This is a genomic window from Bradyrhizobium sp. USDA 3364 (assembly GCF_054056355.1).
This window is the reverse complement of the sequence record NZ_JBSRYG010000002.1, coordinates 1437213-1461058: the sequence shown is the minus strand read 5'-3', so window position 1 is coordinate 1461058 and position 23846 is coordinate 1437213. Positions and strand designations below refer to the sequence as shown.

Below are 23846 nucleotides of genomic sequence, written 5' to 3'. Positions count from 1 at the left end.
GGAAAGCGACTGGTCCCGGCCGATCAGATACGTTTTGCGGGAGGGCGGATATGCGAAAGCTTGTCGATACAAACTATCTCAAGTCCGAGAAGTTGCGCGAGTATCTATCTGACCCAGCGAACATCGCCGTCATTCCCGACTACGTGATGATGGAAGCGCTCGCCAGTGGCGATGCAGCATCCATCTGCGAGCGGTTCAAGATTTTAGCCGAACACCCCGACCAGGTCAGGGTTCTGAAGTCAACCCATGCGATCAGCGGCCTGCGTGCAAAGCGGCGAAGTCGCGGTCTTCAGAAGCGCCTCATCGAGCGAGATCAAACCGCCAATTTCAAGAAGTTCTACGCAACGCTTGAGCGGGCGCGCGACGGCGACGAGCCTGCCAAGCGGCTCTTGGCGCAAAAGTCGGCTGCGGCGACCACCGAAATCGCGCAACTGCGAAAGGGTCAGGAGACCTACACCGCCAATCTGGCCGAGCATGCCAAGAAATACACGGATGCCGAGCTTGCCATTCTGGCCAAAGGAAAGCCAATCCCTCAGGAGTTGTTCAGCAAGATCACGGGAGAGATCGTCGAACTTGCCGACAACATGTTCATGGCGCATGGCTACTTCAAGAAGCAGCCTCCGACGAGGACGTTGTCCAATGCATTCATCTTCCGCTACGCCGTTGCGGGTTACGTGGTGGCGCTTCGCTGCATCAAGGAAGGTGGCGCACAAGGAGCATCGGCGAAGAACATAGGCAACCAGATCATTGATGCGATGATTGCCGCTTATGCAACGTATTTCGACGGCTTCTTGAGTGAGGACAAACGAGCGCAGCAGATATACGAAACCACAGGCGATCTGCTGAAGTTCTATCATAACGACATCAAACGCTTCGAAGAAGCGTCTGCGGCAGAAAACGCGCCAGCCGATGCAACCGTCAGTAGGGCGACAGCCCTCGCCGAAGCATGACGCAACGGATATTGTCGAGGCTAGTCAGCGCGTTCAGTCTTGCTACTGTGCCGGGCTCGAAGACGGAGAAAGAGCCTTCGACCCTGCCAGCGAGATCGCAAAGTTCATCTCGCGTCAGATGCATCAGTTCGTTGATCGTCCAGAGCTGCATTTTCTCCTCAATCGTTTTTGCCGCGCCGATCGCGGCGTTCGAGGGAGGCCGTTGCGCCGGAGGAGGCGGATGCATCGCGCAGCGACCGCAACGCAGTGGAGGAGCACGGTCAGTGCTTGTATCGATCAGCCGACGAAGGTGCTAAAGGTCCGGAACTGGACGCGTGGCGCGGTCAATCGAGTATGAGGGAAGGGAGCTTTTTGGCGATCCGCGAGAACCTGGCCCCTTGATCGGGGATTGATCGCACGCCAAGGAAAACCGATACGATTTGGCTTGCCGCCAAAATAAGGCAAGAAACTCAGTAGACCTGAACACTTTGTGATAAACTGGCCGCAGTCTCCTCGATGATCTTCACATGCAAGACGGCAACACCAAGCTTCGTGCAGAACTTCAGCGTCTTACCGTGCCGCCCGATGGCGCAACCATCGAATGGCTCAATGTCCAGATTCGAGAAATGCACGAGCTGAGCAAGCGAATTCCCCACAGCGTTCGGCTGCAAACTCGATTTTCGGAAGCGATCCATGATTTTAACTGCTTCATGTTCGCCCTGGACATTGCGCCAGAGGCCGTCAGCGATATGCGTTTGGGTCGCATCTTTCCGGGACAGAGATTTATCGAATTCTTGCTGGCGAACAATCATCTTCGTGAAGTGAAGACCGCGCCTTCCATCGTTATCTATTTTAGCGATGGAGTTCCCCAGCATGCCGGAAAGTTCGACGCCGGTACGGTCGTTTCGAAATGGGGCGCTGGTGGAACACATATCTGGCAACACGATCTGTGGCACATTCCGTCTGATTACGGCGACGAGTCCCGTATTTTTGCTAGCTTGCCCGGAGCTGTAGATCTGTACCGGACGCTGATCAGGGACTATGAAGCTGGAGTTTGTCGGCGCGTCCGCTGATCGCAGGCCGGGCTCTATAAGCCACACTTGCCGAGGTTCCAACTCGCCCGTTTGCAGAAGGTGCGGCACCCGAGAGGATAGGCGGTGTTGGCAACGCCGGCATGCTGCCCGGCAGCGGGAAGCAGCATGAACCGCAAACTAGCGACGATGGCCCAGGCTGATGCCGAGTTTCAGCGCCTTTTGCCGCAAAGAGCCTTCGCTTCGCTTTGTCAGTTTCGCGAGCTTTGCGACGGGCGTGCGCGCTTTGGAATGAGCGCGCAGCTCCTTGACGTCCGCCGTCGTATATTCGCGACGGACAATCTTCTTTGCTTTCTTGGCCATTGCTCTTCCGCTGTTTTGTGAGCGGCCTTGTAGCACGGCATTCAAGAGCGTCAATCTTTAGCACAAAGTAGAGCGCGCTTCCGCTCAAAGAGCGATTTGCACAGTCGCAGCACTCAGGCAGTCGTACGATGGGCGCGGCTCGCAGATCGTGCCTGGATGAGTGAGTGCGGTTGCAACCCGTGCCTTCTGCCCCGTGGCATGGTATAGTCTCATTCTTTGTAGGACACGGTATTGCCTTGAAAAAAATCATTGGCGGAATGGCTTACGACACCGACACGGCGGAGTGTCTGACGAGGTCAGATCACGATCACGAAATGTCACAGGCCTGGTGGTCGCTCTATCGGACTCGTCAGGGTGCGTTCTTTGAGGTCGCTGCCGATCATGACGGAGTGGTGGAGACGTTCCGCCCTCTTTCGAAGGAAGAGGCGCGCAAGTATCTGGAGCGCTACGCCAATCATTTGGTGGAACGGTACTTTGGGCCAGTACCCGAGGCCGGGCCAAAGCGATTTTCACGCCGCACCGTCTTTGCCGCCATTCAGGTTCTGAACCGCCTCACGCACGCCGAATTCACCCGTTTCCTCTTCGAATTGGGACCCGACTGGCCGAAGATGATATCGCCGGAGCCGCTAAGTCTTGCCAAGCGGCTTAACGAGCTTATGGGCGCGTACGATCAGAATCCGGACCGCTTGGTTGAGGATGGGGAGAGCCTGGACGACGTTCTGGTCGAAAAGGCAGTGTCGCTGCTGCCCGCAAAGCGCAGGCGGTCCTGGTCGGGCGAAGAGGAAGAGCTGCGCAAGGATCATCGCGATTTTCTGCACCGACTTGAGATCGATGGCTTCGTCATAACGGACGGGAAGTTACAGACGGCGCTTCCGCGGTCTATCGCGTTGCCCGAGGCTCAGGACGAACTTTCCGGACTTCTAGTGAAGCACCGCTTTACCGTTGCACGAGGTCATCTCGATCAGGCCTTCACCGCCCATACGGGCGGAAATTGGGCCGCAGCAAATGCACAGATACGGACCTTTCTCGAAGGACTTCTCGACGAAATAGCCAAACGGCTAGATCCTTCCGTCACCTCGGACTCGGCAAATCAGCGCCGGATTCGACTTGCGGCCCTCGGGTTCTTGAGCCGTGACCTGAACGAGTGGAATGACAATGGCCAAGGTTACGTCAACGGCCTAATGAAGCGTTTGCACCCGCACGGCTCGCATCCCGGCCTCTCCGATGCCGATGACTGCACATTCCGGCTGCACACCGTACTTCTCGCCGCGCGCCTGTTTCTTGTCCGGTTTGACAAATGGGGATCAGCGTGAGCGGGAAGGACGAAGCCGCGACGACAACGGGAGAACTCCGCGAAGACGAGCGGTTTGTCATGACCTCGATTGCCCGAGACCGTTCTGCAACCTGGCGCCCCGGCGAGAATCCACCCGATGCCTATCTTAGGCTTGATGCGGGCACCGTCGGCATGGAGATAACAACCCTGACCCAGTATGTCACCGATGACAGGGGCACGCGGCCGAGGCTTTCGGATGACTCCGCGACGGCTGACTTCGCGAATGCGCTGAATCATGAACTGGGCCGCCCTTGCAGTCCGATCCAACAATCCAGATCAACGGCAACAGCATTACGATCAGCTTCACTCACCACGGAGACACACAGTACAAGAAAGTATCTGCCGTGTTCATGAACCGGAACTCGAGCGCCCAACATCCTCGTGAATGCGACGCAGATTCTCGAGGACCGCATCATAACCAAAGCGCGAAACTGTGCCCATCTTCACGATCGCGATCCAGTGTGGCTGGCACTGCTTAATGACTATTGGCTCGCCGGACAAGCGGCGGAAATTGATCGTTAGTGCTTTTCCTCGATAGCCGTGTTGAAGCGGCGCATTTCGACCTTTTAGTACATCTTGTCGTCCAACGTGATGATGCACGTGTGTGCGACGGAAATCCGAATAGGGAGCAATCGGAAGAATGTTTGGAATGGGGATTGGCTAGTCGATCCAGGCAATTTCGCCTAGCGTCAGGAACACGATCAAGCCTCTTTCTGCACCCGTCGCTGCCAAATAGTCATGCAGTTGTCCCGCATACGCGCTTCGCGTGGCTGAGGATGGATTGATGTCCGACTTCCAGTCAATCGCCACCTCTACCCGTTCGCCTCGGATCGAGAGGGCGTCCGCACGGCCTGCCAGCAGATAGCTTTCGCCTGCTGCCCAGACGGGTACTTCGGGTACGAGATACGGTCGCAATGCCGCGACCTCGGGCAGGGCAAGAGCGCGCAACGCACATCTTGTCATTTCGGCCGGGTCTGGTGGTTGCCGCCCGTCCGCCTCCGCTCGCAACTGAATGAGTAGATCCCGTGCGCGCGAAACAGCGGCCGTCTCGTCTTCCTCCAGTTCACCGGTCAGGAATTCCTCCATGAGCTTGTGAAGGACGATCCCGCGCAACGCGCCGGCGCCTGCGACCTCCCTTTTTTCGGGGTTGGAATCGGAGACAACGACCGTATCGAGCGGATTGCTGAGACGGTCTTGATCGTTATCGCTCGGGCGACGCCAGACGAAGGCTGGCGCGGTATCCTCTACCTTCTGCTGCTCCAACGCAAATACGTCCGGAGACTGTTCATTGTTGAATGCAGTCGCGAGTCGCACGCCGTAGGCGGAAAAACTCGAAAGATCGAGTTCGGGAATCTCCTGCTGCAGGAGATCAATCGAACTGAACCATGTGCTTTTCGAAGCTTGGGGGATATGCGGAAGGATGAGCAGGTCTCTCGCCTGAGTGCATGCGACGTACCAAATTCTCTCGCGCTGATTGGCGTCTTCCCGGCTTTCTTCCGCGCGCGCCGCGGCCAGATCCGGTGACGCCACTCCTCCGACCATCCAGTGGAGCGTGTCGTCGGACTGACGATGCACAAACTGATCGGGCCGATAGAGCTCAGTCGTAGAGTTGATGGGTATCACGACAGGCCATTCGAGCCCTTTCGCCGTGTGAATGGTAATGATCTCGATCGCGTGCTCGGCGGTATCGATGCGGCCTTCTGGCGCCCGCACATTACGCTCCCAGTCCGCCTGAAGGTCTCGAACGAATGCACGCAGCCCGGAGACTCCATAGCTGCGCGCCCGCTCGATGAGCGCGTCCAGATTGGCGAGAGCGCGTGCGTTGCGATTGCCGTGACGAGCCGCCATGATCACGCGGACATTCAGGAGTTCGATCGCCTCCGCCAGGATCAGGCTCGGGGTCGATATTGCTGCTCGCCGCCGCAGCTGTTGCAGACTCGAAAGGATCGCTTTGGCGACCGGGTGATGGACCAACGATGGATTAGTCCTTACGCTGAGGAAATTCGCTCGTGCGCCAGACTGTGGAAGTGCGGCGGTGATATCGAGGAGCTCCTGATCACTCAGCCCGACAAGGGGCCCTCGCATGAGCGCGCCGAAAGCTAGCGTGTCGGAAGAATCCGCCAAGACACGGAGGAGTGCGAGCACATCTTGCGTCTCCTGTCGCCGCATCAGCGTTTGACCGGCCTGCGACGACACCGCCAGGCCGCGCTGCTCAAGCGCACGCTCGTATAGCCAGAGCTCTCGGTGTCCAGGGGACAGAAGTGCAATATCTCCGGGACGCAGGGGAGAGCAGGAATTGTCCGCGCGCCTGATCATCACGTTCCCGATCAAACGCGAACAGATGTCCGCGACCCTCGTAGCCTCGGCCTCACGAAACATTTCGGCATAGATCCGCCCATCGGTGGACACTTGGACCGTGAAGCGCGTTACACAGGGCACGGGGTACGACTGATCCGGGATAGTGGGGGCCAGGGCCACATATCTGGGCTGACCCGTCTGTGCGAATACCGGCGCGAAACATGAGTTGATGTGCCGAATGATCGCCTGCTGAGACCGGAAGTTCGCCGTCACCTCGATAACGGCGCCACGATCCTGGGCACCAATCAATCGGCGGCAGAGCTCATAGGCCTCGATGTCGGCACCTCTGAACCGATAGATCGCCTGCTTGGGATCCCCAACGAGAAACAACGAACCCGGCCGTAATCGACTGTCTTCCCAGCGTTCGGGACGATCGTCAGTCGCAGCGATCGAGAACAGAATTTCATTTTGGACACGGTCGGTGTCCTGGAATTCGTCGACCAGAATGTACTTGTAGCGTTGTCCGATCGCACGACGCACCTCCTCGTATCCCCGTATCAGAGACCGTACGTGCAAAAGGAGATCGTCAAAGTCCAGCACTGCCGCCGCACGCTTTCTGTTCTGATAACTTCCGAGCAGCAGGTCGAGCGACGAGGACAACGTGCAAACGAGAGAGCCGGCGATGTGCCCAATGAGTTCATTCCAGGCATCAGCGACTACCTGATAGTGCCGAAGAGCAGCCTCGCTGGCCGACTCCCCCGGATAGGCACCAAAGGTCTCTGCTGCCTCGATGTACGACTTCAGCTGAATGCCCTTCCCGAACAGCCGGCAAGGACCGGCATCACAGAGCTGCCACAGGGTTGCGAAGTCCGGGCGGCTATCGAAAACGCGCTCGTATCGCGTCGCAAGCCGTCGCAGTTCATGGGCGATGCCGGCCGCAAACTTTTCGTTGGCGATGCCAGCTTGCCACCTTGCAAAATCATCGACGGCCTGGACGAACACGATATCAGGCCGGGCACCTTCCGGCGGCAATATCGGTGCTGCTTCCGGATGCTTTCGGCGCAGCATGGCCAGCTCGCGTATCAGATCGACGACCTTCAACGGAATTTGCTCAGCGAGCACCACGATCGGATCGTCCTCAATCGCATCCGCAGCGAGCCTGCGTGAAAACCAAGCGGATAATTCGCCGAGGAACAGCGCATTGGCGACCGTTTCATCTACGATGCGCGCGCCGGGGTCGAGTCCTGCCTGGACGCCGTGGCTTCGGATAATGGCTTGGCAGAACCCGTGGATCGTCGTGGCGGTGAGTTCATCGAGTTGAGGGGCCACCGCAGACAGGGTCACTCGCTGGGTAGAACTGAGGCCGTGAGGGAGCACGGCTTCGATGAAGTCTGGTATGTCACCTGCCAGGAGCCGGTCGACAGTATCTTTGATGCGGCGGGCGAGTTGGCTGGCCGCGAGCTCCGTGAAGGTGATCGCGGCAATTTCGCCGGGCAGATGGCCATTCGCCAGCATCATCGCAACGCGACCGGCCATCAGCGAGGTTTTCCCCGTTCCGGCGGCTGCCTCGACCAGCAGTACCGACGCAAAGTCGGTCATGGCTCGACAGCGATTGTCCTGATCGATGAGCGTCATTTGGACGAATACCAAAGCTTGCCAAGTTTCTGGTTGGCCGTGCGGAAGTCGGAGGCTTTGCGGCGGAGATAACTGTCACGATCCGCCGGCAGTGCAAGACGCATATCGTCGTACACCGCGTCCTGCTCCGACCGCGGTGCAATTTGTCCGCTCCGAAGGATTTGTACCGCAGCGATCAGATAGGTCGTTGCTTCTGCGATTGCTGCGTCGAGCTCGTCACCTCTCAATTCGAATCTGGCGGGATTGTCGGCCAAATAGACAAGCCTTGTGACCATGGTTCTGACCTCCGGAAGCAAAACCCGGACCGCCATCGCGTAGAGCACGCGCTGCAATTCGCGCCCTTGCCCGAGTGTAATACGCTGGGTCCTCGGTGGCGGTTTGATGCTCTTATAGTCTGTGATCTGGGCGCCATCGCCGGAGACGCGTATATCGAGCCGATCCATCCGCCCGCCATATACGAGACCCGCTTGCTCGATCGGGATCTTGATCGTTTCATCCCACGGCAGTTCGCCGCCTGTCGGCATCTCCTGACCGAACGGCACTTCGCTCCAGCTTCGCGTATCCGCCCTTGTGGGCTCGTCCGACGCCAGTCCCCTGATCGTGCGGCGAGCCGCTTCCTTCACGGTGTGTTGCCATAGGATAGCTGGCGGCACGGAGCGCTGCAGTGGCCAGGAGGCCATAACTTTGCTGGATGCTGCCATAATAGCAGCCTCGATTTCGTCCGCGCTCGCGCGTGCGAAGCCTGGTTCCGGCTCGAGCCGTATTATCGCGCCACCGATGAGCTCGTGCACCAGTTCGCCAAATGTTATCGGATCAAGCTGGAGAGGCTCCGGCTCCAGGCGGATGGAACGCCATCCCAGCGCGTAGCGCCAGACGTAGCCGAGCGGGTCCCGCAGGAGACGCTGAAGTGACGTCGTCGATTGGGTCCGAGCAAGAGCGGCCAATATAGCCGGATGGTCGGGCGCGACCAAACCGTCGTGGCGCGTCAGCGTCGTTTCCCGCTGCCAGTCCCGCCAGCAGACTTGGCTCTGACGGACGTGATCGAGCGCTCCCGCATCGCGCGGCCGCGCCAGAAGCCGGTCCGCTTCACTGAAGGCGTGCTCGGGAATTCTGTCGCGCTTGTGGACGACCTCGTCCGTGGGCCAGAGCGAGCTCGGCGAGAGGATGCTGCCCTTCGCACTGCGCTGTGGACGCGAAAGGACCAAATGCTCGCGCGTTCCATCCCGGATGACCTCAAAATGTCTGCGGTCGCGATCCGCCGTCATCAATCCATGCAGCGTCCGACGGTCGAGAAGGTGATGCGGAATCACGGGATCGTCGTTCTCGAAGCGAGGCCAGGATCGGCTCGTCAGACCGAGCAGACGCGTGAACGGCCGTGGACTCGCAGCGAGGTGCGAAGCAGGGCACCAGACAACGCTGTTCGCCGGGTCTCGCCCATCGCGCACCCGCAGGGCCTGCAATGAAAGCGCAACGGCGTGAGGCGGCGCACTTCGCAACGCTTCATTCCAAATGACCAGGCTCGCGCCGCTGAGCAGGAGAGAGCCGGCGTCCCGGCTAGCCTCCGGACCACGTGCGAGAAGCTCGAGAATCGGAAAAAGGATGGTTTCGGCTAGAATGTCGTCCGCGCGATGCGGTCTGGCCGCGATGAGTGCCTCACGCCATTGTTCCAGGGTCTTCAGGCCCGCGCTGCGCAGTATCCCTGCGAACCAGTCATCTGGGAGCGTGCCGACAAAAGGTCGTGGCGGAAGCCGCCTGATCAGGCGCCAAATGCGCTCCTGGCTGAGGCCGGTGGTCAGAACATCGGCCAATGCAGCACACGCTTGCCCGTCGGGCGTGCTCAGCGCGGGAATGCCGTGGGAGAAGTGAAGGGGAAGTCCTGCACTATTTCTATAGGCGAGAAAATGATCATCCCAGTCCGTCGTTGACGTTGCCGCAATACCGATGTCCTCGGCCTTGGCCTGGCCCGAGGACAGGAGTAGACGCACCCAGCGAAGCGCCTCAACCACCTCGGATTTGGGGTCGGCGCTCGCCTCAGCCGAGGATCTCGACGGGGTAGCTATTGGTTGGCGGCGCAGGGTGCCTTTAAACCAAGTTTGCTCGGAAGAAGTCGACACATGCCAGGAAAGTTCAGTGAAACGTGCGATCTCGTTCAACAGAGGACGCCAGATGGCATCGATCTCCACGATTCCCTGTATCGTGACTGGGCCGAGTAGGGACTTGGAGAACGAAGCCCGGGCCAACCCGGCGTCGCGAAGATCGCGGGGAAGCATACTGGAAGCGGGAAGGCCTTCCCTTACACGCGTCTCGAGCAGACACAGGTCCGCAAAGCGTGCGACGTGCCGGGGCAGGGAGGCAAGGTCGATGTCGGCGCGCCAGGCCGCGTCGAGCGACTGAAGAACCGCCCGAGGCATCCCAGGCAGGCTGCACACGCGGCCGAGATCCTGGAAGCCGCCCGCCGCCAATGCTGTTTGAATGGCAGGATAAAGAACGTCGGTAGCAGCCGGCGTTATGAAGCCGCCGGCGAGACGGGCCGCAAGCAGCGGGAGCGTAAGGATCTCACGGCCGACCCGCCGTTCACGCGCCGCCGCCGTGCGCTGCATCCGCATCGCCAGCGTTCCGTCCACAACAAAGGTTGATCGATCAATCATCTTTTGCTCCGGGCCGGGGCGGAAGTGCAAGTCGTCCCGCCAACCTCGGCGTCGTATGAATACACTTGCCTCGCTTCCGATCGATCTCGTGTCATCAACATTCGCCGGACACTTCCATGAACACATGAAGGTCCTATTTCTCGATCGCATGGCGGAAGATGGCAGGATCCATCTGCCCTATCCGGCATCCAGGCAACACCGTGCGATCTGCCTAATCCTCCTCGATCAACTCGAATCCGCCGTCGCAAAATTCGTCGCTTGCCGCAAGTCCCCAATAGAGTGCGGCTCGCCAGGCGTTCAGGTTTCCGCGCTGACGACTGCGAGCCGTGTGCCTCAGTTCTGATCTAAGGACATCGGCGCCGGCCTTGAAGTTGCGACGAAAGGTGTCCTTGGATTCGACCAATTCCACGGCTGCGTTCGTTGCGTAGAGTGACCCGAGCTTAAGCAGACCGAAGTGGTGCCGGGCACGCGCTATCCGTGCCGCCGAGACCCCTGCGGTCGGTTCGATGGAAAAACTGACCTTGATCGAGTTGTCGATGTCGACACTCGCGTGGAGAATGCGATGTGCTCCCCAGTTGTCAAAATAGGGATGGAAGCTCTGCTCGACGCGTGATCGCGGGGCGTGCGCGAGCTTCGTTTTATTGCAGTCGGAGCAGCTCGGAACAAGGTTCGCGGGAAAGACGGCAAGCTCGGGATAGTCCGATTGCGACAAATAATGATCGATCGTCTTCACATCTCTTAAGCCGCAAAGCGGGCACCGGCGAAACCTTGCCCCGGCCCGCAATCGGTCGTAGATCGGCCGTCCCTTGCCTCGAACCAGAACACGATCGTAGACCTTGGAAAGCTCGTGTTTGCTGACGCCGGCCGGATCCTCGGCCGCCAGCCTGAACAGGTCTTCGATCGTGGCCAACCGCAGATATTCGTCCGCGCGCTCACCCACCCGCTCGGCTACAGCGAGTAGGGCCCTGCGGAGCGCCAGATCACGGGTGCGGACAGCTGCGTCGCGAAATACTTGCTCGGCATCGTCGTCGGGACATCGGATCGCGATCATGGATCACCGCTCATCCCACAGAGCACGAACCAGAGCCCGGCCTTCGGCGCCCAGACGGTCATCGAACGCGGCGAGAGCTTGTTCGACCGTGTTCGATCTCGCCACGATTTTGGAGATCAATTCGTGATATCCGCTCTCCTCGAATTCGACCCGAAAGATCTCCCGCGTCAGAAGCCCGATGTTTTCAGCGAAAGTCTCGACATCGGGACGCTCGATATCGACGTTGTCGCCATCACGGAAGAACAGAGACACGCAGCTACTTGGAACCTCCTGAACGATGACGGGCGCATGCGTGGCGAGGATTGCAGCACCGTTGCGGTCTGCCAGCAACTCGGAGAGCGCCCTGACGAAAGACGCGGCAAGCGGCGGATGAAGGTGTGATTCCGGTTCGTCAATCAGCACCAAGGTCCGTTCGCTGACCAGTTCGACCAGACGCGTCATGGTAAGCAGAACGATCTTATGACCAGAGCTCGCGGCGTCGAACAAGTCGATGGCGGCTTGTTCGACGTCGTCCTGGGGTATTTCTGCCAACCTCTCCAAACGGATCGCGGCAAAGAGTGGGTCGCTCTGGAGCACTCGCATTGCGGACCGCCAGCGTGCTCTCCGTAGACTTCGCAAACATTTGAGCGTGCTCGCGACAAAATCGTCGCGGAGCTCGGCAGTCGTCTTGTTCCTGGACTCCCGCCGGCCGCTCTTCAGGCGTACCATCTTTTTCAAGCCGATATAGGCATACTTGAGACCGGTGGGGGTTCCTTCATTGGAGGGTGTCGGATCGAATTCGTCGAAGGCGCTAAACGCGACGGCGACAAGATTGGCGAAGCCTTCCTCGCCGTTAGATTCGCCTCCGTCATCGACAAAGGTCAGGCGCCCCAGCGTTCGCTTTCGGCCAACCTGCAGGAGCGTGCTCATCGACTTGAGAAGTGTCGTCTTGCCAACGCCGTTGCGCCCGATCACAACATGGATATTCGTGGGTGGAACGGCGTGAGGGGTAACCTGAACCTCAATGACAGCATTCTCGGCGGTGGGAAATCTATAGCGGAAGTGGAATGGCGTCAGTGCCGCTTGCTGATGCACGATTGTTTTTAGTTTCGTGAGCTCTCGTGCCGGAACTGAACGCAGCAGCGAAGTGTCGAAGGCATCTTCTCTTTGAAAAGCAGAGAAGATGTCATCGTTCCATATGGCATCGCGTAACGCCTCCAGTATTTCGGTCCGGTCTGCCTCGTCAATCGCAATCAGATTCTCGTAATAATCCTGGTCTTGGCCGATCGATGCATAGTCAACGCCCAACGCCGTGAACTCGTCGTCGATCTCGGTGTACCCACGCGTCATGCCGCGACGCATGATCTTGACGTTGCCGACGTCGTTACGGATCCCGTTGGCGTCGAGATAGACCAAATAGAACGAAGTCTTGAAGCTGTAATCGTCCCAATTGTCGGTGAGCAGGAAACATTGCCGTTGACCGGCAATGTCGTCGTCCCTAACGGCCCTGCGCGAATACGGCATGACGGTGAATTGCAACAGACGCCTCCGGGCCGTAGTTCTACGGCGACGATGGTTAGATGTATTGGCCAGGCAGGTTGGCCGACCAGGCGGACGGATACAACCTACACAATCCTGTCACAACCTGCATAGCGTACTCTAATCGTCTCCCGGGCTTATTTGCATCTTGGTTGATCTAGCGTGCAAGATTCAAAAGCGGAGAGCGTGAGCAGACCACAATTCGCTTCGATCCGCGCGTCATGGCAACGTACAGATTGCGCGCATCCAGATTGTCGGCGTTGAGGATGACGACAACTTCCGCCTCGAGCCCCTTCAGGAGAAGGGTGCTGCCCACGGCCCGACGTGGCAAAGGGCGGCCAGTGAACCGATTCTGTTCGCGTATATAAAGCGCCGCTTCATAGAAAGTCTTTCCGCCAAGGCCATGGCACATATCCAGTGCGCGCAAGCAGGCCTGCAACACCCCCGGCCGATAAACTCGGACACCCGTCTGCTTGTTCAGCTCGACCAGCAATGTTCCGACTTGCTGGTAAGTTCGATTGCCCAGAAAGGCGATTGCGGCGCGTTCCGCCTCGGAGGCCTCTCGCCTTTCGGCACCGCGCATGATGGTGGTGACTCGGCGGATAAGATCTGCCGCACCGATATTGGTCATCATCTCTTCCGCGAACGATGCGATCTTGAGGAGGGCGTCGGCGCCCGAGAGGTCCAGTCCGGCAGCGAAACTGACGAGGTCGCGAAGGTCCACGGCCTCGACGGTGACGGCGCCTGGCGTTTGGCTTGCGAAGCGGCGCTGGCTGCCCGGGTTTGTGCTCTCCCCGACAATCAGCACGGAACCCTGTCCGTCGGGTGGGACCGTTCGGCATGCTTCCAGCATTCTGGTATGGTCGTCGCCGGAACCATCGAGTTGTATCCACTGGACGTGGGTTGGCAAGGTTCGCAGATCGACTGGCGCGCCCGACAGAAGTTTTGATCGTGCGTCAAGGAGCCACTGACCTAGAACGCCGGCGTCAGCATTGACCCAGCGCCACGGCGTCGTGAGTGCGCCAGCCGGCGCGAAGTGCGAGCACACATGCTGATGCCAATCTGCAAGCGGATCGTTCCCCAACCCGAAGATTGCCTGCATGTCATCCCCCATGACGCAGACGGGCAATATGAAAGAAGCATAGTAGACGACGGCATGCTGCCGGATCGAACAATCCTGATACTCGTCGACCAGAAGACGCGCATAGCTCGCCGCGATCACATCGTTGATATGTTGGTTCTTGAGCAGGTCGGCGGCGGCTTCGCGAATCGCCGGGTAATTGGGGGGTGCACCGCTCACGATTGCAGGATGATGGGCCGCGCGTTGGGGGAACGTTGTGATCAGCCTTATCGCCCAACCATCGATGGTCGACAGGCGATAGGCCGTGGGCTTTATGCCTGCTCTGTCGAGCCGTGAACGAAGCGCGCCAACACCCGCATTGGTGTGCGTCAGGATCAGAATCGGCTTGCGCTCAGTGTGCCGCACCAGCGCGTCTGCGATCAGCTGCGTTTTGCCGCATCCCGCCGGTGCGACGACTAGGCCACGGGCGACACTCAGAAGATCGATCTCACTGGCCGTCATTGGCGATCCAGTTGAAAACCTGTTCCATGAATTGACCGATGCTGCCGTCCAAAGCGTGCTGGAAATCGGGACCAATGATCTCCCGCGCAGCCTGCTCCATGAGTCCGACCGATTTGAACCAGCCCTTCGCGCCCTTGAAGCGAGCGGCCCTACCCAGGATTGCGCGGCTCTCCGGCGACAGTCCGGTCGCGTATTCGGCTCTGATCGCGGCCAGGTCTTTGAGATTTTTTGACGCCGATTTGATGTGCTCATTGACCAGCGCTTCTTCCTTGTCCGCGACGGCAAGCTCGATCAGTTTGGCGACCGCCTGAGCACTGGCGGTCAGGAAGATCTCGTCTTCCAGCGCGCGGCCGTCACGCCATCTAAAAGCCACGCCGCCGGCAGCCCGAAAGGCTGTCTCGAGATGCGGAGTAGGGTGAACGTCGCTATCCCGTAAGGTCGCGACGCGGTAGCCTAGCGCCTGGAGCGCCAATGCACGTTCGAACAGCTCATTGCCTCCGCCGTCCACCAGGGCGCAACCGCAGGCAGCGATCGGTTTGAATCCATTGGATACCCGCAACTGGTCGAGACCGCGCGTCAATCCGACCTCGCTAGCGCCCTCGCATACAAGCAGAGTCTTGGCGAGAAGTGCCTCGGGATAACGTCGGATCGTGCCCTGGATCCCAGTTCTGTCGGCGGTAGGCAGCAGATGGTGTCGATCATTCTGCTGACGCAAAATGAAGAGCTGTTCCGCAGAGAGTTCGCGGACCGCGACGGGTGAGTGGGTCGTCATGAAAACCTGTAGCGGCGCCGGCGTATCCTTGGCGCCAAGGGCGGCCAGCAGCATGATGATGCGGTGAGGCTCCAGCCCGTGTTCCAGCTCGTCAATCAGAATGATCGAGGCGTTTGCTGCCGCCTGCCGCTGGAGCCCGGCAATAAGCAGGCGCGTCGATCCGAGCCCCAGCCCCCGCAGCGGAATGCCACGCTCGTCATGCAAAGAAATCGTGCCGCCGGTAAGCGAGACCGAGCCTGCATCAAGGAGTGCCCTTACCGCGGCTCCGATCGGGATGCCAAGAGATGTCGCAGCCTTCGTCACGAGAGAGAGGGTTTCGGCGACCTGCACGCTTCCCTGCGCGCCGAAAGCTGCTCGGACGTCCCGGACAGCCTTAGCCAGCTCTTTCGAAGCGTCGGCGCGTTCGTCCGACAGGCGATTGAGGATAGATCCGCGCCGCCAAGTCAGATTGTTGTCGTTGAAGGCACCGAGCCGTGTGGGCGCGAGCCTGATGCGATCGGCCCAGTTCAGCGAACGGGTCTGGCCCTGGGCGGCCGCTCGCGGGGACAACAGCGACCATTGCGGCTCGAGGTCGCTGTCGACCAGAAGCTGGACCGTTAACACGGTCTCCAGGCCGGCTCCGGGTTCTGGTGCGATCTCGCCGGTGCCCCGGTCGAAGCCGCGCAGATAGAGGCCATAGATCTCGATGCCCTTCAATTCGTCGGGCAGGGCGCCAAGTGTTACCGCGATCCGAATAGGTTTTTCGACGTCCAGCCCGTGGAAATCGGAGTCGGCGAGCTGCAACGAGCGGCGAGCCCCGATGCAATAGTCGATCGCGTCCAGGAGCGTGGACTTCCCGCTATCGCCGGGACCGACCAGGCAATTAATCCCCTCGGCCGGGCTCCACATCAGGGCCTTCACGCCCCGAAAATTCTCGATCTCTACAACCCGAATGGCTGTCATCGTTGTCGGCCTACCATCGTGTTAGCTGAGGGGGGAGGGTTCCGGATCTGAAACTGCGGACGGTCGGCAGAAGACCAACCGGTCCCGCGACCGCTGCCTTGGTGAATGCTCTTTTGGCTTAGCTGGTGCGCGATTTGGAAGAGCCCATCTCGCGTGATCGGCCTTTTTCCTGTGGGCCAACCGCCTGCTGAGTCTTCAATGAGGCGATGCTGCCGACAAGATCCTCAATTCGCCCGTGAAGGTCCCGGATTTGGTCCCGGTCCTCGCGCCGATGACGTTCGAAACCTTCGATTGTCCGTTGTGCGGCGCGAAAGTCGGCTTCCGCGTTGCGCAGAGCAGACTGCAGGTTGCCAAAGTTCCGGGCGAGATCGTCCCTCTCGGTCGCCACTTGCTTCATGGCCCGTTCCGTCTCCTCCCGCTGGCTTTCGGCGAGCGCGAGCTTCTCCGACAGGGCGAGCCGGTCTTTCTCGAGGGCGGTGATGCGGCTTCGAAGCCCAGCGTTCTCTTCGCCCATCGTATTGGTTGATGCCGCGGGCACGCCTGCCCAATACTTGGCGAGAATAAGCAGGATCTGCTGGGAGGCTCCGGCCGTGAGGTTTAGCAACTCACGCTTCAACGCGGGTGGTAGGCGTCCGGCAAGCGCGGGGCCCTGCGACTGCCGCCGGGGCATCCCGGCTAGGACGGCTTTGATCCGTTTAACATTCCCCCCTCCCAACCGCATCCGGACGCGCATCGGATTGATTTCTTCGCCCTGTGCAATCAATGCTTGCGCCGCCGCCACAATTTCGGAATCGGTATATTTTTGCGGGCGGGGCATAGTGTTCAGCCGATGGTTTGTTTGATTTGTGCTAACTTATTTTACAGAAGGTTCCCCGCGATGAAAGGGCAGAATGAGCTTTCTTGATGTCATTCCGCATACGTTATTTCGCCTGCTGTCATCGCCGGCCCATATTCGCAACGTCGCGATCCTGGAAGCCATCTTTGAGCAGTTCTTCGATGATTTTGCTTTCGCGCCGAAGAAATCCGAGGTGCTGCAGGTCATTCGCCAGGTTCTCGAGAACCCCGATTTCCGGAGCGTTTCTGACGACGACGAGCCAAGCTCAACCGCGGAGACCGCCGAGTACGTTATCTATGGGCGATTGCGGGATGACGGCTGGATCATGGAAGTCGCGAACCGAAAGGCCGCTGAGGTCTACATGCCCCGCGAGGCCCACGCTCTGCTTTCCTCGCTGATCACTCTGAAGGAGGAACTCAAGGTCGATATCTCAGCCGAAGCCAGCCTGATCGACAGCGGCATTTTCGCCGCCTATCAGGACCCCGTCGGCAAGGTCATGAACATTGCCAGTGCGCGCCGCCAAGCGGTGCAGTTACGGCGTTCGATCGACGGTGTCCTGACGTCCCTCCATCGGATCGAAGAAGACCTGATGCGGTCCGAAGGACTCGCCGACCTGCTGGCTAGATTCATGGAGCGCTTTGTCGAGAAGATACTGCTTGAGAACTACCGAGCGCTGAAGGCGTCCGCCTACAATCCAATGCGATTCCAGCGCAGTATCCTGACGAATACCGACCTGTTCATCAATGACGAGGGCCAGATTGCGCGAGCCGCCGTTGCGCTTGCGGATCAGGGCGTGGTCGCCGACATCGCTGCGGCCGAAACCCAGATCATCCAGGACCTCATGCGCATCCGTGCCGTGTTCGCCGGTCTCGGAGAAAAGCTGGACGTGATCGACCGCTTTTCGCATCGGCTCGAGCGCCGGATTGCCACGACCGTGCGGTACCAGGAGACAGCACGCAATGTCCGCGAAGAAAGACTGCGGGATGCGATCCGCCTCGCGTTCACCCACTGGAGCGCCGGCAACGACGAATGCGTCACGCCACTTGTTGAAATCCCAGTTCCTTATGCGAACGCCACTCTGGCTCTGGCGAAGAAAGCGCGCGAGCCGGTCCAACCGCAGACGCGGGAGCAGAAGATAGTCGATCCGGCAGATGTCAAGCGTGAGCAGATGATCGACGCCTATGTCGCCGCCATGGACGTTACTCCCCGTGCCGTCGCCGAACGTATGCGGAAGCTGGTGCCGGATGACGGCACCTTCTTCGATCTCGACCAGTTCGAGCCGGAATCGGCGAGGGATATCGCCATCCTCTACGAAGCACGGTCGGGTGCACTCGCATCGAACCCCGAATTCGAAGTGCGCGCGAGCGCCGCTCGGGCCACAAACAGATTTGTTTCCGGACCCGGCGTGCTCGTGCGCCGCAGACAGGGCAAAGCATGACCTACTTCTCGCGGTGGGCGACAAAGCAAGCAGCCCAGGACCCCAACTTCAGTGCTGAACAGCTCACCGAGACGGCCAATCGGCTCCTGCACCGGCAGTTCGTCTCCCGCGGTGATTTCGGCGGAGCCGCGCATTTCGACCGGATCGCGAGCAACCTCGACTATTTTAAAGACCTGTTCGCGAGCTTCGGGTTCAGCTTCGTCTTCAATGACACCTGGGGCTATGCCGGATTCGTCAGCCCGGTTGCCTACGGCAATGCGCGGGTCCCGACACAGGAAACCATCGTTCTCCTATGTCTTCGTATGCTCTACAATGAAGGCGCCGAGAAGGGCTATTTCGTCGACTCGAGCGCGCAGATCCTCGTCGAAGAAGAGGAGGTCCAAACCGTCTTCTCCTCCATGGGGTCCCGAACTCTCAAGCCGGGCGAATTGCGATCGATTCTGACGACGTTCAAGCGCAAGGGGTTGGTCACGTTCGACCAGAACCACTCGCTCCAGGTGTCCGCCGACATCTACATCCGTCCCACCATCACGGAGGTGGTCGACGGTTCTTTCCTGGCCCGCATCGAGGTATGGGCCGGTCAGACGGTGCGGGCCGCTGAACCTGTCGACGAGGAGGATGATACCGCAGACGATGTCTCCGATAGTGCGCCGGAGAGCTCTCGATCATGATTCCGGCCTTCGTGTTGCGGAACATCGCCGCCGTCAATTTCTATCTCTACGCCCAGGACTTCCCCATTTCCGGGCGCGGCAATGCGGTCTTTCTCGGTGGCAACGGATCGGGCAAATCCGTTCTGCTCGATGCGATCCAGATCGTCATGACGGGCATGAACCGGCGTTACCTCGATCTCAACAGCCGCGTTTCCGAGGGAGGGCGCAGCACCAGAACCGTGCGCGAGGCCTGTCTTGGTTTGCTCGATGATGGTGAAGGCTATCAGCGCGACGCCTGCCTGACATATATCGCTCTCGGCTTCGAGGCTGTCGACGGATCGCGTCGCTGCACCGCAGGCGTCTGTCTCGAGGCCAAGGCATCTCTCAGTGAAGAGAACGTTCTCGGCCTCTTCATCCTGGAGGGCGAGATACTGGGTTTCGCAGACTTCGTCCATCCGAAACCCAGGGGCTTTGAGGAGAAGGCGTGGCAGACTTTCCTGGATGAACAGCGCCGTAAGGGACGAGAGGTCAAGACATTCCAGCGACAGAAAAATCAGGCCTTTTTGCGGGAGCTCTACGCGATCATCAACGCGAATGCCCGAGGGACCCAACTCGATCCCGATCGTGCGCGCGCCGCGCTGCGCCAGGCGCTGTCTTTTGACATCGCGCAGATCACGAGCGTCACCGACTTCGTCAAGCGCTTCCTGCTTGACGACCTCCCGATCGAGATCGAGACCTTCCAGGCGCGTTATAACACCTGGCGCGACATGCAGAAGACCATCGAGCGCGTCGAGGCGGAAATCAGGACGGTCGAGACGATCCGCGCGGCATGCGAGCGCGTCATGGACGATCAATTTAATGCGCGCATGTGGAACTACGGTGCTCAGCGCGCGGAATACGATCGATATGGTGCTTTCATTGCGAAGCAGCGCCAAGAGATCGCCGAGATGCAGGAGAAGCTCGATAGCACTAGGTCTTATCAGCAGACGCTCGTCGAAGGGATCGAGCAGATCCGGCGCCGACTGGACGCCATCAAGGACCAGATCGACGGAACGCCGGCCTTTGAGCAGATCAAGAAGGCGCAGGCCGAGAGGAACACCCAAGACGCCATCCGCAAGGCGGGCGTCATCGAGGCTAAGCCGATCTTCGATGCGCTCAACTCCTTGCGCGAAGCTACGAACAGCCCCGCCTTTCCCAGCGGTCTTGCCAAAATCACAGATTTTGCTTCGAGGCTGACGTCCGACCTGGTCGGCGTCCACGATGCCGCTTGGCCGAAATCTCCCAAGCAGATCGCGGCGCTCGTGTCCGCCGTGCCGCAGCTATCTGACGTCCGGGCCGTGCTCGACGAGCGCCATCAGACCGCCGCCTCGATTAAGGCGGGTTTGACGAAGGAATTTGACGAGGGCGATCGCATATTGAAGAAGCTGCAGTCGGGCGGCACCTACATGTCGAACGACACGCAGGACTTCCTAGCCGATATGGCGAAGATGCATGTGCCGGCGCAAAGTCTTTCGGAAGTCGCCGATATCGCGCCTGCGTTTGCCGAATGGCGCGCCATCATCGAATCGATCCTCGGCGACTGGGCCGATGCCCTCATCATCGAGCCGCGTTTTATGGACCAGGCCTACCGCCATTTCGACAGCCACTATAAAGCGACCAGAGCCAAGCTGATCCAGTCGGAGAATGTGCTGGCTCAGGACCAGAGTGTCCGCTCCGGTACGTTGGCCGAGGCCGTGGTTACCGATAACTCATATGCGCGCGCGTTCCTCAACGTGCGGCTCGGCCGTATCATTCGCGCGCGCTCCGCCAATGATATCCGCAAGGGCGATCTGGCCGCATCAGCCGACGGCAAGTACGCCCATGGCCGCGGCATCGAGTATCGCCAGCTCAAGCAGATTCCGCGCCTGGGACAATCGGTCCGCGAGCAGCAGATCGCCCAGCTCAGCGAACAGCAACGCGACCTCGAGACTAAGTTGCAGACCGCGCGGGACAATGAACGCCGATCATTCGCTGTCCTTGAGGCCATCAAACGCGCTGAGACGACTCTCGTGACCAATCGCGGCGCGGCCGCCCAGCTGCTTGAGACGATCGAATCCGCGGATCGCGAGAGCGAGCGCCAGGTCGTCCTCATTCGCGACCTCGAGGCCGAGTTGCCGGAAGGGGTGATGCAGGAAAAGCGCGAGGTCGAGCAAATGCTCGTTCAATACAAAAAGGAAAGAGACGAAGAGGAGGGGAAGGAAGACGAGCTCATCGACGCCATCGGGCAACGAAAGGGCGCGATGAAGACGAACGCGGACGAACGCAAGAAGGCCGCCGAACGTGCCTGCGAGGCGTTCCCGCCATTCGACCGGCGCTGGCAGCGGCACGATCCCGCGATTGGCCTGGAGGCGTTCGCCCGGCGCGCTCGCGCTGTCTATGTGCAGGAGCGCGCCACGCGCGGGCATCCCGCGCATGTCCGCAATCACTTTGAGGGCCTTCTCAAGGACAGGGCACCGGCCCAGCGGGTAGCGAGGCTGAACGCCGCCGTCCAAGACTATGTTCAGGCAAATCCCGACCAGCATCCGCACTTCGAGTGGACGCAGTTTGTCGCGACCGAACAGACGACCACTCTTTACGACTGGATCGACTCGAGACATCGCGAGCTCACCCAAACCATTTTGCGTAACTTCAAGGGTCAGATTGATAAAGCTGTCGCCGCCCTGGTTGAGACAATGGTGCACGACTTCCTGAGCCGCCTTAGCGGCAACATCGATGCGGTCGACCGCATTAAGGACGATCTGAACCGGGCGTTGCGCGGCAGCGTCTTCATGGGGGAAGTTTATCAGATCCGCCAGGAGCGTGATCAGGACAAGGAGACCATCCGCTACCTGATCGATCGGCTCGACATCGTGGCGCCGAAGGCCACCGCTCTGATGCAGAGCAATCCGGATCCGAATGATCCTGATCAGGTGAAAATCAAAGAGTTGATCGACATGCTGACGATCGAGAATGGCGACGATGCCCAGAATCGCCGCCGAATTCGCGAGCTTGCGGACTATCGGAGTTACTTTCGTTTCAGCATCGATATCTGCGATCCGCAGCAGGGCTACCGCAGAATCTCCGACCTCGAGCAGCGCCGCGGCAAGGCCAGCGGAGGACAGAAGTTCGTCCCGTTCTATATCTGCCTTGGCGTCGCGGCCGCGTCAGCCTACTTCAATCACCTCGGAGGCAGTCGCGAGGCGCCGCCTCAATCGGCGCTCATGCTGATGGACGAGGCATTCGAGAAGCTCGATCCCGACAATATCTACAAGATCATCCGGTTCTACGATCAGCTGGGCCTGCAGCTCATCATGGCCGCGCCAAAAACGCACCAGGCGCTCTATCAAGAGACGTTCGATACATTGATTTCGATTATCAAGGTTGGTCGCGCGATCCAGGTGACTCCGCAGCACTTCCATCACGAGGCCCACGCTCTCTTGCGCAAAGAGAATCCGATGCATCAGCCGCGAAGCTTCTTCGAAGATCGTGTCCGCGAGGAGCGGAGGCATGCCGCGGAATAATCAATACACCGCGGAGACACTGCTGAATCGGCTGCTCGACCGCTTTGAGGCGCCGCTGGCTCGCTCACGCGACATCACGCAGACGATCGACTACACCTTGGTTGGGGGTCCCGCCGCGCAGGACGAATTTCATCGTGTGCTGCGGGATGCGGAACGAGCGGGCGGTATCGCGCTCGAGCAGGATCGACTTGGACGCTTCACCGGCGAATTCGCGCGGGTGCGCCTCGTCGATCCTGACCAGCTTTATCGATTCCTGGTCAGAGCGCGCGCAACAGCGACCGCTGCGACCGCGCATCAGGCGATACTATCCGCCATCCCGGAGATCCTGGCCGATGCCTTCTTCCAAGACATCGAGCAAGAGGCGATTGCAGCCTGGAAAAGCAACAAGACCTTTCTCGGGCTCTCGGTGGGCGAGATCAACACGTTCCTCACGATTATCCGTCTTGTGCATGGCATCGTGAACCTGTCGGGCCGCGATATCGATCACCGGACGTTTTCTCGCCGAATCGTAAAAGACAGCAAGGCCCTGGAACGCATGGAGGGACGCGTCGCCCAGTTGCTCCGGCGTCGCGATCCGAGCCTGGCCGGTGAAGAGCCGCGCGAGGTTCTGGAAGCGAGTGGCATCGTGCGTCGAGCCCATCTCTTGCAGGTCAAGGGTCCGCTTCGGCTCTCTTCCGACGCGCTGAACATCCATGGTACTGGAGATGCGTTTATTGGCCTTCCATGGCTCTCGGTTAGGCAAGCTTCTTTGGCTCACGGCGTCGACTACGTGATGACTGTCGAGAATCCGACCAGCTTTTGGCGCTACAGCACGGAAATCGATGGAAACTATCTCGCACTCCTGACCGATGGATTTCCGGCGCGCGATGTCCTCTCGAGCATGGTGCATCTCGTTCGGCACGCTGTTCTCCTGGCGCCGGAAACGCCAGTGTACCATTGGGGTGATATCGATGCGGGTGGTTTGAGAATTGCCGCCCATCTCGAAGATGCGTTCGGAACTCGTGTTCAACTGCATCAGATGAAGCCAAAACTCGCGCTGGCCTTCGGGTCACCGCTGCAATCGCAGAAAGGTCTCGAGAAACTCGCTATGCGCTCAGGCGAAATCGGACAATTAGCGCTTTGGCTTCGCAGTGAGGAAGCAAAAATGTTGGAGCAGGAGGAACTCGATCCGATACCCCCAATTCTCGCGGGCGGGAGGCTCCTTTCGTCATGAGCGAAAGTAGCGTCGCATCTGCCGGGGGATCACGATCGGAACACAACCTGGCTGCCTTGTTGATTAATC

General features: G+C 59.5%; 15 protein-coding genes. 7 read left to right on the top strand and 8 right to left on the bottom strand.

The window, feature by feature from the left end:
- The first annotated feature begins 50 nt into the window (after nucleotides 1–50).
- Both ACVILL_RS06885 and ACVILL_RS06880 read left to right on the top strand, forming a co-directional pair.
- The gene (locus ACVILL_RS06885; RefSeq protein ID WP_456728384.1) at nucleotides 51–950 is read left to right on the top strand and encodes a hypothetical protein; all 900 of its coding nucleotides are present in this window, start codon (nucleotides 51–53) and stop codon (nucleotides 948–950) included.
- 506 nt (nucleotides 951–1456) lie between these two features.
- A complete protein-coding gene (locus tag ACVILL_RS06880) occupies nucleotides 1457–2002 on the top strand; it encodes a hypothetical protein (protein WP_456728383.1) in 546 nt (181 codons plus the stop codon).
- Between the two features lie 138 nt (nucleotides 2003–2140).
- On the opposite strand, the gene ACVILL_RS06875 is transcribed toward ACVILL_RS06880, so the two are convergent.
- Nucleotides 2141–2323 carry a hypothetical protein gene (locus ACVILL_RS06875; RefSeq protein ID WP_456728382.1) on the bottom strand — a complete coding sequence of 61 codons (183 nt, stop codon included), beginning with the start codon at nucleotides 2321–2323 and terminating at the stop codon, nucleotides 2141–2143.
- A 236-nt stretch (nucleotides 2324–2559) separates the two neighbouring features.
- Here ACVILL_RS06875 and ACVILL_RS06870 point away from each other — a divergent pair, with 236 nt between their 5' ends.
- A complete protein-coding gene (locus ACVILL_RS06870; protein ID WP_456728381.1) occupies nucleotides 2560–3636 on the top strand; it encodes a hypothetical protein in 1077 nt (358 codons plus the stop codon).
- A 680-nt stretch (nucleotides 3637–4316) separates the two neighbouring features.
- Here the strand turns inward: ACVILL_RS06870 and ACVILL_RS06865 are convergent.
- From ACVILL_RS06865 to ACVILL_RS06835, 7 genes are all read right to left on the bottom strand, one after another.
- Nucleotides 4317–7589, bottom strand: coding sequence for a UvrD-helicase domain-containing protein (locus ACVILL_RS06865; protein ID WP_456728380.1), 3273 nt, complete (start codon nucleotides 7587–7589; stop codon nucleotides 4317–4319).
- On the bottom strand, nucleotides 7586–10237 hold the full coding sequence (locus ACVILL_RS06860; protein ID WP_456728379.1) for a PD-(D/E)XK nuclease family protein: 2652 nt from the start codon (nucleotides 10235–10237) through the stop codon (nucleotides 7586–7588). The genes ACVILL_RS06865 and ACVILL_RS06860 overlap by 4 nt, the downstream gene beginning before the upstream one ends.
- A gap of 211 nt (nucleotides 10238–10448) precedes the next feature.
- The gene (locus ACVILL_RS06855) at nucleotides 10449–11288 is read right to left on the bottom strand and encodes an HNH endonuclease (RefSeq protein ID WP_456728378.1); all 840 of its coding nucleotides are present in this window, start codon (nucleotides 11286–11288) and stop codon (nucleotides 10449–10451) included.
- A 3-nt stretch (nucleotides 11289–11291) separates the two neighbouring features.
- Nucleotides 11292–12806 carry an AAA family ATPase gene (locus ACVILL_RS06850; protein WP_456728377.1) on the bottom strand — a complete coding sequence of 505 codons (1515 nt, stop codon included), beginning with the start codon at nucleotides 12804–12806 and terminating at the stop codon, nucleotides 11292–11294.
- A 157-nt stretch (nucleotides 12807–12963) separates the two neighbouring features.
- Entirely contained in the window at nucleotides 12964–14388 is a 1425-nt protein-coding gene (locus ACVILL_RS06845; RefSeq protein WP_456728376.1) for a UvrD-helicase domain-containing protein, read from the bottom strand.
- Nucleotides 14375–16102 carry an AAA family ATPase gene (locus ACVILL_RS06840; protein ID WP_456728375.1) on the bottom strand — a complete coding sequence of 576 codons (1728 nt, stop codon included), beginning with the start codon at nucleotides 16100–16102 and terminating at the stop codon, nucleotides 14375–14377. Before ACVILL_RS06840 ends, ACVILL_RS06845 begins: the two co-directional genes overlap by 14 nt.
- Nucleotides 16103–16220: 118 nt before the next feature.
- The gene (locus ACVILL_RS06835) at nucleotides 16221–16919 is read right to left on the bottom strand and encodes a DNA-binding protein (RefSeq protein ID WP_456728374.1); all 699 of its coding nucleotides are present in this window, start codon (nucleotides 16917–16919) and stop codon (nucleotides 16221–16223) included.
- 73 nt (nucleotides 16920–16992) lie between these two features.
- Here ACVILL_RS06835 and ACVILL_RS06830 point away from each other — a divergent pair, with 73 nt between their 5' ends.
- From ACVILL_RS06830 to ACVILL_RS06815, 4 genes are read left to right on the top strand one after another with little or no spacing between them, the layout of a single operon-like run.
- Complete coding sequence (locus ACVILL_RS06830) at nucleotides 16993–18375, top strand: Wadjet anti-phage system protein JetA family protein (RefSeq protein WP_456728373.1); 1383 nt, start codon at nucleotides 16993–16995, stop codon at nucleotides 18373–18375.
- The gene (locus ACVILL_RS06825; protein WP_456728372.1) at nucleotides 18372–19046 is read left to right on the top strand and encodes a DUF4194 domain-containing protein; all 675 of its coding nucleotides are present in this window, start codon (nucleotides 18372–18374) and stop codon (nucleotides 19044–19046) included. Before ACVILL_RS06830 ends, ACVILL_RS06825 begins: the two co-directional genes overlap by 4 nt.
- Nucleotides 19043–22564, top strand: coding sequence for an SbcC/MukB-like Walker B domain-containing protein (locus ACVILL_RS06820; protein WP_456728371.1), 3522 nt, complete (start codon nucleotides 19043–19045; stop codon nucleotides 22562–22564). The genes ACVILL_RS06825 and ACVILL_RS06820 overlap by 4 nt, the downstream gene beginning before the upstream one ends.
- Entirely contained in the window at nucleotides 22551–23777 is a 1227-nt protein-coding gene (locus tag ACVILL_RS06815) for a Wadjet anti-phage system protein JetD domain-containing protein (protein WP_456728370.1), read from the top strand. Before ACVILL_RS06820 ends, ACVILL_RS06815 begins: the two co-directional genes overlap by 14 nt.
- Nucleotides 23778–23846 lie beyond the last annotated feature (69 nt).

Coding starts and splice junctions, on each gene's coding strand:
- ACVILL_RS06835 (WP_456728374.1), bottom strand. CDS start 16,919: ATGCCCCGCCCGCAAAAATATACCGATTCCGAAATTGTGGCGGCGGCG.
- ACVILL_RS06885 (WP_456728384.1), top strand. CDS start 51: ATGCGAAAGCTTGTCGATACAAACTATCTCAAGTCCGAGAAGTTGCGC.
- ACVILL_RS06880 (WP_456728383.1), top strand. CDS start 1,457: ATGCAAGACGGCAACACCAAGCTTCGTGCAGAACTTCAGCGTCTTACC.
- ACVILL_RS06860 (WP_456728379.1), bottom strand. CDS start 10,237: ATGATTGATCGATCAACCTTTGTTGTGGACGGAACGCTGGCGATGCGG.
- ACVILL_RS06845 (WP_456728376.1), bottom strand. CDS start 14,388: ATGACGGCCAGTGAGATCGATCTTCTGAGTGTCGCCCGTGGCCTAGTC.
- ACVILL_RS06840 (WP_456728375.1), bottom strand. CDS start 16,102: ATGACAGCCATTCGGGTTGTAGAGATCGAGAATTTTCGGGGCGTGAAG.
- ACVILL_RS06875 (WP_456728382.1), bottom strand. CDS start 2,323: ATGGCCAAGAAAGCAAAGAAGATTGTCCGTCGCGAATATACGACGGCG.
- ACVILL_RS06815 (WP_456728370.1), top strand. CDS start 22,551: ATGCCGCGGAATAATCAATACACCGCGGAGACACTGCTGAATCGGCTG.
- ACVILL_RS06825 (WP_456728372.1), top strand. CDS start 18,372: ATGACCTACTTCTCGCGGTGGGCGACAAAGCAAGCAGCCCAGGACCCC.
- ACVILL_RS06830 (WP_456728373.1), top strand. CDS start 16,993: ATGAGCTTTCTTGATGTCATTCCGCATACGTTATTTCGCCTGCTGTCA.
- ACVILL_RS06855 (WP_456728378.1), bottom strand. CDS start 11,288: ATGATCGCGATCCGATGTCCCGACGACGATGCCGAGCAAGTATTTCGC.
- ACVILL_RS06865 (WP_456728380.1), bottom strand. CDS start 7,589: ATGACGCTCATCGATCAGGACAATCGCTGTCGAGCCATGACCGACTTT.
- ACVILL_RS06820 (WP_456728371.1), top strand. CDS start 19,043: ATGATTCCGGCCTTCGTGTTGCGGAACATCGCCGCCGTCAATTTCTAT.